The organism is Calothrix sp. CBUCES-K 9914 (assembly GCF_059640475.1).
This window is the reverse complement of sequence record NZ_JBXXZH010000309.1, coordinates 1-9796: the sequence shown is the minus strand read 5'-3', so window position 1 is coordinate 9796 and position 9796 is coordinate 1. Positions and strand designations below refer to the sequence as shown.

Below are 9796 nucleotides of genomic sequence, written 5' to 3'. Positions count from 1 at the left end.
CGTACACTTAAGTTGTCAAAGCTTTACAAAGCTTAAATTTGTACACGTAAAGTGATTTTATGATCGTAGCCATTGAGAGCATTTATTCACCATTAAAGAAAGATTAAGTAAAAGTAAAAAAATCTTGTTTTGTAAAAATAAATTAAATTTTGACGACAAATGTATATTTAAGCACAGATTTTTTTACGGTTGTGGGAATCTTTACGCTCTAAGATGGGTTGAATAAAGATTCAGCAAAGAGATGTAATACGAATGGTCGATGTCAGACGAAAAGGATTATGGTCAAATACATCTATCTTTAAAGTTAGAGAGCTTTAAATAGGTTGTGAAGGTTATAAATATGCAAGCAGTACTTAGCAATTCAAAATTAGCAGTAGTTCGTCCCCAAGGTAGTATAAATGCAGCTAACGCCTTGGAATTTGAGCGTGATTTGACGACCGCATTGAGACAGCATGATGGCGCCATGTTGGTTAACCTAGCGGATGTGGAGTCAATCGATAGTGCAGGGTTAATGGCTTTAGTCTCTACCCTGAAACTGTCACAGTCTCTGAACAAGCAGTTCAGCATCTGCTGTGTATCCCCTGCATTGCGTATTATTTTTGAATTGACTCAACTCGATGGTGTATTTGAGATACTGGCAGACGAAACTGCATTGACAAGCGTGTAATTCCTTGTAGGATGAAATAAACACTCTTGTTTTTTGCGACTCGATACTGCACCAAATAACACCAACCAGTGTGAGTAGGATTTTCGTTGAGATATCTCGATAACCCTAATTAAGTGCTAAGTTGGAGGTGAGTAGCTGTATTTTTAAATAGCTAAAAAAGCATAACGTGGCTTTCGTAGTAGAAGAATTAATAACATCGGATATTCTTAAACCAGCGCGCTACCTTGGTAACGAGTTAGGAGCTATACACAAGCCCTGGCACACCGCCAATGTACGCTGGGTACTCACCTATCCTGAGATTTACGAAGTTGGAGCATCAAATTTAGGACATATTATCCTATACAACATTCTGAATGCCCAACCCCGTCAATTGTGCGACCGCGCTTATTTACCAGCACCGGACTTAGCAGCAAAACTGCGCGAAACAATTACGCCATTGTTTGCTGTCGAGTCTAAACGGTCGCTCCTCGAATTTGATATTCTTGGTTTTAGCCTTAGTTACGAACTAGGTGCCACAAATATCTTGGAAATGCTCGACTTAGCTGGAATTCCCTTGACTTCAGCAGAGCGAGATAGTACTAATTTTCCGCTGATATTTGCTGGAGGACAAACCGCAACCTCTAACCCTGAACCTTATACGGACTTCTTAGACTTTGTTGCCCTAGGTGATGGTGAAGAACTTCTCCCTGAAATCGGTATGGTTTTAGAAGAGGGTAAAGCTGCTGGTTTGAATCGTGAAGAATTGTTACTAGACCTGGCGCAAATTCCAGGTGTTTATGTACCAAGATTTTACTCACAAGCTCCAGATGGTTCAGTTTCTCCAAATCGCCCAGATGTACCAAAACGAATCTTACGCCGAGTTGCTACGCCAATTCCCGCATACTCAATAGGACTAGTCCCCTACGTTCAAACTGTTCACGACCGCTTGACTATCGAAATTCGTCGCGGCTGTACAAGAGGATGTAGATTTTGTCAACCTGGAATGCTCACCCGTCCAGCGCGCGATGTTGAGCCGACTGAGGTAGTGGAAGCGATTGAGAAAGGGATGCGTGCCACAGGTTATAATGAATTTTCATTATTATCATTGAGCTGTTCAGATTATTTGTCCTTACCAGCTGTAGGGATGGAAATTAAAAACCGTTTAAAAGACGAAAATATCTCGCTTTCATTACCAAGTCAGCGAGTTGATAGGTTTGACGAAAATATTGCGAATATACTGGGTGGAACACGGCAAGGTAGTTTAACTTTTGCTCCCGAAGCTGGTACTCAGCGAATGCGCGATATTATCAACAAAGGTTTGACCAACGAAGAACTTCTACGTGGTGTGCAAACCGCTTGGGAGAAAGGTTGGGATAAAATTAAGCTTTACTTCATGATTGGTTTACCAGGTGAAACTGACGCTGATGTTTTGGGTATCGTCGAAACTGTAGCTTGGTTACAACGATCTTGTAGAGGTAAAGGCAGAAAACCGCTCAATTTTAACTTGACCATCTCTAACTTTACTCCTAAACCTCATACCCCTTTCCAATGGCATTCAGTCGCAAAAGCTGAGTTTGAACGTAAGCAAAAGCTTTTACGTTATGAATTTCGTTCTCTTCGCGGAGTCAAGGTAAATTATACTGATGTCCGCTTATCCGCTATGGAGGACTTTATTGGTCGAGGAGACCGCTCTTTAGGTAAAGTTTTGAAACGAGCATGGGAACTAGGCGCCGGCATGGACTCGTGGTATGACAATATCGAGCGTGCATTTAATGCTTGGGGTGACGCTATTGCTGAGGCACATTTAGACTGGAAATACCGTCAAGTCGAAAACGGTGAGTGGAATGTGATGGAATGTTTAGATAATCAAACATTACTTGATATTCCTTTACATTGGGATCACATCGACACTGGCATTGAGAAAAAGTGGTTATATGAAGATTTACAACGCGCGTTGGCAGCAGCGACAGTCCCAGACTGCTCGTTTGAAGAGTGTTCACACTGCGGCGTTTGCAGTACCGACTTTGGCCATAATATAGTAATCAAACCCTCGGAATGTCCTCCCTTTGCTGGGGATTTCGTTCCTAATACTTCTAAAGCACAACGCTTGCGCGTTTGGTTTGGTAAACTAGGAAATATGGCATTAGTCAGTCACTTGGATTTAATGCGTCTGTTTGACCGTGTAATACGTCGGGCTGGTTTACCCATATCTTTCACAGGTGGTTTTCATCCCAACCCTAGAATTTCTCTCGCTAGTGCTTTACCCTTGGGTGCTACCAGTAGCGGTGAAATTGTTGATTTTGAATTGACAAAAGCCATAGAGCCTCTTGATTTTCAATTTCTTCTCTCTCAAGTACTGCCCAGTGACATACCTATATATAGAGTGGTTGAAGTTGATTTAAAGGCGCCTGCCGCAGCTACAAAGTTACAAACTGCTGAGTACAATATTACTGTGGCAGTTGATCACGAAGTGGAGGCAGATTGGATTTCTTGGCTTGAGGCAATTAAAGACCAATCAGAAATTTGGTGGGAACACACAACCAAGTCAGGCAAAAACCAACTAGTTAATTTACGCGAACGCTTATTTGATCTGGAATTAGTTACTTCGAGCGTAAGTGATCATGTTGCCACATTGCGATATGTTGGTAGTTGTCGTAACGATGGTATGCTGTTGCGCCCTGAACAAATTTTGTTTATGCTAGAGCAAGTTGCTGACTGTAAATATCAATTGCTGCACATCCATCGCAATTGTCTCGGTTTGCTATCTTGAATCAATCTATGGACAACAGTACATTTGTTGTCCCCAGGCTGATGTGATGTTTTGATTTTTGACAAGGTTGCGTTAGAATGATATGAAGAGGAAATTTCTGACGCTGCATGATGCGAGAACGCTGATTCGTTACCCTGAACAATCGGGGCATCAAAGCTATCTATCTTAGAGTGTAGTTTCTAGGATTCTATTTCAGACTAAAGTAGTGTAAATTAGAGAACACTCAACAGCCGCTCATAGAATACGAATCAGCTTTCATTTCATCAGTTTTGTCGGTAAGACTCTGAATATCATTTTTTGGACGAAAAATCACGCTCAGTATTGGTGCCGATTCCAAACTTTGCTGAAGAAGGAGTGCAGACTCTATTACAGTTTGTAACGGGTTTGACACAAATTCAAGTTTTATTGTTAAAAGCTTTCTAGTTACAAGCTTTTTAGTTAAAAGCTTTTGCGCGAAAGATTTGGAGTATTTAATGAGCAGAACTTTTAGAATGTACTCATGTAGATGAAGCATTGTAAGACAAAAAATTCCTTCGGTTGATTTTTATCGCTTAAAGCTTTATACAGCCGTTCTGGAACGCATGAAAAATGGGCGCTCTCAATTCTTCCTTTTACTTTTACGTTTTTATCAGCGATTAGTTGAGGTACAGGGTTTGTGTGCGACGGATAATTGGTTACTAAAAAATCGAGCTTTGAATAAAGCAGTATAAATTACAAGTAGTTCAGACCGTGGAAAGTATGGGTATATCGGCTGATTAACCTTCAAGATTTGTGCTGCGGTCTTTTTGAGGAAATTGAATGCCAAAACAAATTATTATAGCCGAGCAGCATCAAATCGCTGCGGTCTTTTCTGAAGACCAGATACAAGAGCTTGTTGTTGCTACAGGACATCACCAAATTGGTGATATTTACTTAGGTGTTGTGGAAAATGTGTTACCTGGTATTGACGCTGCTTTTGTCAATATCGGCGACCCCGAACGAAATGGATTTATTCACGTTACAGATTTAGGTCCGTTACGATTAAAGCGCGCGGCATCAGCAATTACTGAATTGTTGACACCGCAGCAAAAGGTTTTGGTGCAGGTGATGAAAGAACCTACAGGCACCAAGGGACCACGATTAACTGGCAATATTACACTTCCGGGTCGTTATGTAGTATTGATGCCATATGGTAGAGGTGTAAATTTATCACGTCGAATTCGTAACGAAAACGAGCGTAACCGTTTGCGGGCACTAGCGATTTTGATCAAACCTGCGGGGATGGGTTTGTTAGTTCGTACCGAAGCTGAAGGCAAACCGGAAGAAGCTATTATCGAAGATTTGGAAGCGCTGCAAAAACAGTGGGAATTAATACAACTCGAAGCACAGTCAACGCGCGCACCTGCTTTACTTAACCGCGATGATGACTTTATTCAACGAGTTCTTCGCGACATGTATGGCGCCGATGTCAATCGAATTGTAGTCGATTCGAGTACTGGCTTAAAACGAGTCAAGCAGTACTTACAAAACTGGAGTGGTGGACAAACTCCTCAAGGTTTACTAATAGATCACCACCGTGACCGAACCGCCATACTAGAATATTTCCGTGTCAACGCGGCAATTAAAGAAGCTCTTAGACCGAGAGTCGATCTACCTTCAGGCGGTTACATTATCATCGAGCCAACTGAAGCATTAACTGTTATAGACGTTAACTCCGGCTCGTTTACGCGCTCTGCGACTGCTCGCGAAACTGTATTGTGGACGAACTGCGAAGCTGCCACTGAAATCGCACGACAATTACGCCTACGCAATATTGCGGGTGTGATTGTAGTTGATTTCATAGATATGGAATCACGGCGTGACCAGCTTCAAGTTCTCGAACACTTTAACAAAGCTTTGAAAGCAGATAAAGCTCGTCCGCAAATTGCTCAATTAACTGAGTTAGGTTTGGTTGAGTTAACACGTAAACGACAGGGTCAAAATGTATACGAACTATTTGGAAATACTTGTCCGACTTGCGGTGGTTTAGGGCATATCGTACACTTACCAGGCGAAAACGGCGAATCACGTGTAGCTCCACCAGCAGCGACAACCGAAGTGCCTGACCGTTTTGCTATGGCATCAATGCCAATTCGAGAAACACGGATGCCCGCAGCAAGAGTTAGCGAAAATAGAGACACCAGTAGAGACACCAGTAGAGACAGCTACGATGGATTTTCTGAATCGTCCTTCGAGCCGGAGGCGGAATATAATAGCTCTGGTAATTTAGTTAACCATCCTAGTTATCATGAAATCGGCGATAAAAATCGTCGTGTACGGCGCCGTCAGAGAATAGGTGTTAACCCTCCGAATGGTAAAGATGAACCGCGCACGCCGACAAATCCAATGTCATACGGCAATGACCCAGACATGGATATCGACCAAGATGTGGAAATGGACAATAGTTCCGGACTTTCAACAATGGGAAGCTCGAAACCACATTGGGCAGAGCGAGGTGAGCGTAAAATATCAAAACTCGATCCAATCAAACCAGTTGTGGAACCACCAGAAATTGTATCGGTGGAAATGAGTGGTGATGAGCAAGATGTTTATGCGTTGATGGGAGTATCACCGTTAGTACGTTTAAACAGAGAAGTTAAAAATCCGAAGTCAGTAATCGTTAACGTTACTTTACCTGGACAAGCACCTACAACATCTAATTTTGAGGTTGAACCTCCGCTAACTGCTTCTACACCTTTACCGAAACCGAGAGTTGAGCGTATACAACTCGACAGGGAACCAGAACCTTGGTCTGATATTCCATCAGAACCTAAAGAGGTGCCGCCTCCAATGCCGAGAAAAGTTATACCATCAGTACCAACGGTACAATCTACGCAACCCATTCAACCAATTCAACAACCAGTTCAACCTATACAACCTGTGCAGCCTAGTTACGCGGATGATAGTCGTGGTAGTGCCGCTGACATTTCAATTCGTCGCAGGCGCCGTCGTTCTTCGGCATTAGATAATGATTCTGACGAATAATTTATGGTTGAAATGCAGCTGATTACTGGTTTTGATGTTCCCAAGGATAGCTGGCTAGAATTATCTATGCCCTCAAGCAATAGCTTAATTGCTGGTGTAGACGAAGTTGGACGAGGCGCCTTATTTGGTCCTGTAGTCGCGGCAGCAGTCATTTTACCTTCGGACGCTTTACCAAAACTTCTAGCCGCTAAAATCAACGACAGCAAAAAACTCTCGCATCAGTCGAGAGTTATGCTTGCGTCTTTAATATATTCTGTATGTAGCGATTGGAGAATTGGTTTTGCTTCAACTGCTGAAATTGACCAACTGAATATATTACAGGCATCTTTACTCGCAATGAAGCGGGCTGTACTAAAACTGCCAGTACAGCCTGACCTTTGTCTAATTGATGGTAATCAGTTGGTTAAAGGGTTGTCGATACCCCAAAAAACTATTGTTAAAGGTGACTCGACTTGTATGGCTATTGCCGCAGCAAGTATCGTTGCAAAAGTATGGCGCGATGATTTAATATTACGACTAGCTACTAAGTATCCTATGTATGATTTGATTCGTAATAAGGGATATGGTAGTCAGCGCCATTTATCAGCGTTGCAGCAGTATGGCGCCTCGCGTTTACATCGTAAGTCTTTTAGTCCTTGTCAGGTTCGGCAGGTTGGTAGTCAGATGGAGTTGTTTTGAGGACTGGTTTTGATGACTAAAGTCCTCACTACAAAAAAATACAAAATACTACGAAAAGATTATGAGTTTAATTTGGGGTTGAGGATGGGTATGGTTGTTGGAATGGAGGATACTTTTTGATTCAATTTTATCCATTCGCTATAGTCTGCCAGTAGCTGATGTAATAATCTTTGTTTAATAGTTAATAGTACGCTTTTGAGTAAGCCGTTACCTGTTGCCTCTAAAATTGGTTTGGGGGTAAAACAAAATGGCGCCGGAAAATCAATTTCAACTTGCAAGTCAGCTCGTCCTTTTAAGCGAGTGATTGTCTGTTGGGTGTATGTTTGAATCTGTTCAGGATATAAAAATCCTTGTAGTGAGAGCGCGAAACGCTGGTTAATATACTCAACGCCTCGAATTTCACAAGCCATTGATTGAAGTCTTATTGTGCCATTTGACTCAGCCCATACTCTCATATCTACAGTGGGTTGAATACTGAGTGACATAAAAGTTAAAGGGCGCATTTGGAGTCTATAGATTTCATCAGAAATTTGTTGAATGCGGCTTGGATCTACCAAAGCATTAACTAAGCGTTGTGGCTGACGCAGGTAATGTTGGATGGGTACAGGCTGCTCTGGAACAGGAATTTCTACTGATTGAGAAGCAGTAAATTTAGTAGCCATGAGCTTTGTTAATACCTTCTTTACTATTGTTATATTTTTTACGAATATAATTTTGCGTTTAAACGTAAAACTAATTACATTAAAAAACAATTTTCTTGAAAACACATCGGCTTTAGGTTAGAAAAGCCATAATGATTTCATAAACCTAATATATAGGGTTTATGAATTTGTTTTTATACTGACATCCTTGAGCCGAGTTCAATCAAGATATTAAATCCAGTGTTTAATAATATGTTAAACAGTGTTTAATGTAGTTTACCAGAACATTCTGTTGAATGAATGTAAATTAAGTTTGCAATTAACGGTAGGCAAATATGAATTTATCGATAGCGCATTTAGGTCCCCCAGGAAATTACACTGAGCAAGCAGCGCTCTATTATGTTAACTGGCTTACTAAGACGCAAGGCAAGGAGGCTTTTTTATGTCCTTATCCGAGTATTGCACAGTCTCTGAAAGCCGTAGCGCAGGGTCAAGCCCTGTTAGCTGTTGTACCTGCGGAGAATTCAATCGAGGGTAGCGTGACAATGACAATGGATGCAATGTGGCAACTTGATAGATTATATATTCAGTTAGCTTTGATTATGCCTATTGTACACGTATTGATTTCTTGTGCCTCAAATTTAGATAGTATCGAAACTGTCTATTCACATCCACAAGCTTTAGCACAGTGTCAAGCGTGGTTAGAACGCTTTCTACCTAAAGTGCAACTAGTTCCAACAAATTCGACGACCGAAGTTTTGCAGAAATTGGAAACAGATTTAGGCGCCGCAGCGATTTCTTCACAGCGAGCAGCACAGTTATATAATTTACCAATACTGGCTGCTGGTATAAACGACCACCCAGATAACTGCACGCGGTTCTGGGTTGTGAGTAAAGATTTAAATCAATATTTAACAAGTGGGACGCATAAGAAACACACATCGTTAGCGTTTAGTTTGAAAGCAAACACACCTGGAGTATTAGTGAAAGCGTTACAAATATTTGCTCAACTGAACATTAACTTGAGTCGTATTGAATCACGTCCTACTAAGCGCTCATTGGGAGAATATTTATTTTTTATCGACCTCGAAGCTGATGCGAGTGAGTCGATAATTCAATCTGCAATCAATGAGCTATCAAAAGACACCGAAGTTTTAAAGATTTTCGGGAGTTATGATATTTTATCTACAAGGGATATGTAGGGTGTGTGAAGGCTATCAAAAATTTTGAAACGAAGCTAGGAACCAGTGGCCTTCACGCACCTTAACATGGTTAAGATGGTGCGTGACGCTATTAGACTTGCGCTTCGTTTCACAATGTTAGTGGCGTCACGCACCCTACAATTTTTGATTGAAGGTGTCTTTGAGAACAGTACGAGCAGCTAAATGATTTCGAGTTGTAGTTAAAATTTCAGATTCGCGTTCTAAACGTGCAGCAGTATTAACCATTTCGAGTAATGATTGCTGCTCATAAGGAACACCGTGCAGATTGTGCGCTACCCAGTAAGATAATTCGACAGGTAAATCAGGTAAATCTTCCGGAAGTTCGATATTTTGGTCGGTTAGCTTTGCTGATAAGCGCACAACATCACGTAAAAGATGTTCAACATCTGTAGCTATTGGCTGTAAATCTTTGGTTGGTGATTCGTCTTGAAGCCACTCGACTAAACCTACTCGGTAAGGTTTCTCGCGAACATATTCAAGAACACGAAACCGCTGCTGTCCTAAAGCTACCATTTTCATACGGTCATCTGGCAGACGTTGGTAGTGAATTATTTCCGCGCAGCAACCAACATTTGCAATTTTACCTTGAACTGGGTCTGCCATCAGTACTCCAAATTGACGGTCGCTCTCCAAAATAGTATTCATCATGATTCGGTAGCGATACTCAAAAATGTGTAACGGCAGGGGTCTCGTGGGAAATAATACAACTTCTGGTAATGGGAACAGAGGCAGTTCGCGAACCGCGATTCTAGATGAGGATGACATTGTATTTCGGTATAAATTTACTCTTTAGCGGCTAAAACTTTGTAATTTTTACGGTATTCTTTCTTAGACA

Annotated in this window: 7 protein-coding genes; 5 read left to right on the top strand and 2 right to left on the bottom strand. The window is 41.5% G+C overall.

Annotated elements, in window-relative coordinates:
- Positions 1 to 340 precede the first annotated feature (340 nt).
- The 4 genes from AC2JBO_RS39140 (at position 341) to AC2JBO_RS39125 (ending at position 7097) form a co-directional block, all read left to right on the top strand.
- Positions 341 to 667, top strand: a complete 327-nt coding sequence (locus AC2JBO_RS39140; protein ID WP_496959027.1) for an STAS domain-containing protein — start codon at positions 341 to 343, stop codon at positions 665 to 667.
- Between the two features lie 166 nt (positions 668 to 833).
- Complete coding sequence (locus tag AC2JBO_RS39135) at positions 834 to 3416, top strand: TIGR03960 family B12-binding radical SAM protein (protein ID WP_496959026.1); 2583 nt, start codon at positions 834 to 836, stop codon at positions 3414 to 3416.
- A gap of 798 nt (positions 3417 to 4214) precedes the next feature.
- Entirely contained in the window at positions 4215 to 6419 is a 2205-nt protein-coding gene (rne, locus tag AC2JBO_RS39130; protein ID WP_496959025.1) for a ribonuclease E, read from the top strand.
- 3 nt (positions 6420 to 6422) lie between these two features.
- On the top strand, positions 6423 to 7097 hold the full coding sequence (locus tag AC2JBO_RS39125; RefSeq protein ID WP_496959024.1) for a ribonuclease HII: 675 nt from the start codon (positions 6423 to 6425) through the stop codon (positions 7095 to 7097).
- Positions 7098 to 7156: 59 nt separating this feature from the next.
- Here the strand turns inward: AC2JBO_RS39125 and AC2JBO_RS39120 are convergent, their stop codons facing one another.
- Positions 7157 to 7759, bottom strand: coding sequence for a DUF1997 domain-containing protein (locus tag AC2JBO_RS39120; protein WP_496959023.1), 603 nt, complete (start codon positions 7757 to 7759; stop codon positions 7157 to 7159).
- A 314-nt stretch (positions 7760 to 8073) separates the two neighbouring features.
- Here AC2JBO_RS39120 and pheA point away from each other — a divergent pair, with 314 nt between their 5' ends.
- Positions 8074 to 8940, top strand: a complete 867-nt coding sequence (gene pheA, locus AC2JBO_RS39115; RefSeq protein WP_496959022.1) for a prephenate dehydratase — start codon at positions 8074 to 8076, stop codon at positions 8938 to 8940.
- A gap of 135 nt (positions 8941 to 9075) precedes the next feature.
- Here pheA and AC2JBO_RS39110 read toward each other — a convergent pair whose 3' ends face one another.
- Entirely contained in the window at positions 9076 to 9726 is a 651-nt protein-coding gene (locus AC2JBO_RS39110; protein WP_496959021.1) for an LON peptidase substrate-binding domain-containing protein, read from the bottom strand.
- Positions 9727 to 9796: the final 70 nt, after the last annotated feature.

What these genes read in the sequence shown, in the direction of transcription:
- AC2JBO_RS39140 (WP_496959027.1), top strand. Translation starts at nt 341, where the DNA reads ATGCAAGCAGTACTTAGCAATTCAAAATTAGCAGTAGTTCGTCCCCAA.
- rne (WP_496959025.1), top strand. Translation starts at nt 4,215, where the DNA reads ATGCCAAAACAAATTATTATAGCCGAGCAGCATCAAATCGCTGCGGTC.
- AC2JBO_RS39125 (WP_496959024.1), top strand. Translation starts at nt 6,423, where the DNA reads ATGGTTGAAATGCAGCTGATTACTGGTTTTGATGTTCCCAAGGATAGC.
- AC2JBO_RS39120 (WP_496959023.1), bottom strand. Translation starts at nt 7,759, where the DNA reads ATGGCTACTAAATTTACTGCTTCTCAATCAGTAGAAATTCCTGTTCCA.
- pheA (WP_496959022.1), top strand. Translation starts at nt 8,074, where the DNA reads ATGAATTTATCGATAGCGCATTTAGGTCCCCCAGGAAATTACACTGAG.
- AC2JBO_RS39110 (WP_496959021.1), bottom strand. Translation starts at nt 9,726, where the DNA reads ATGTCATCCTCATCTAGAATCGCGGTTCGCGAACTGCCTCTGTTCCCA.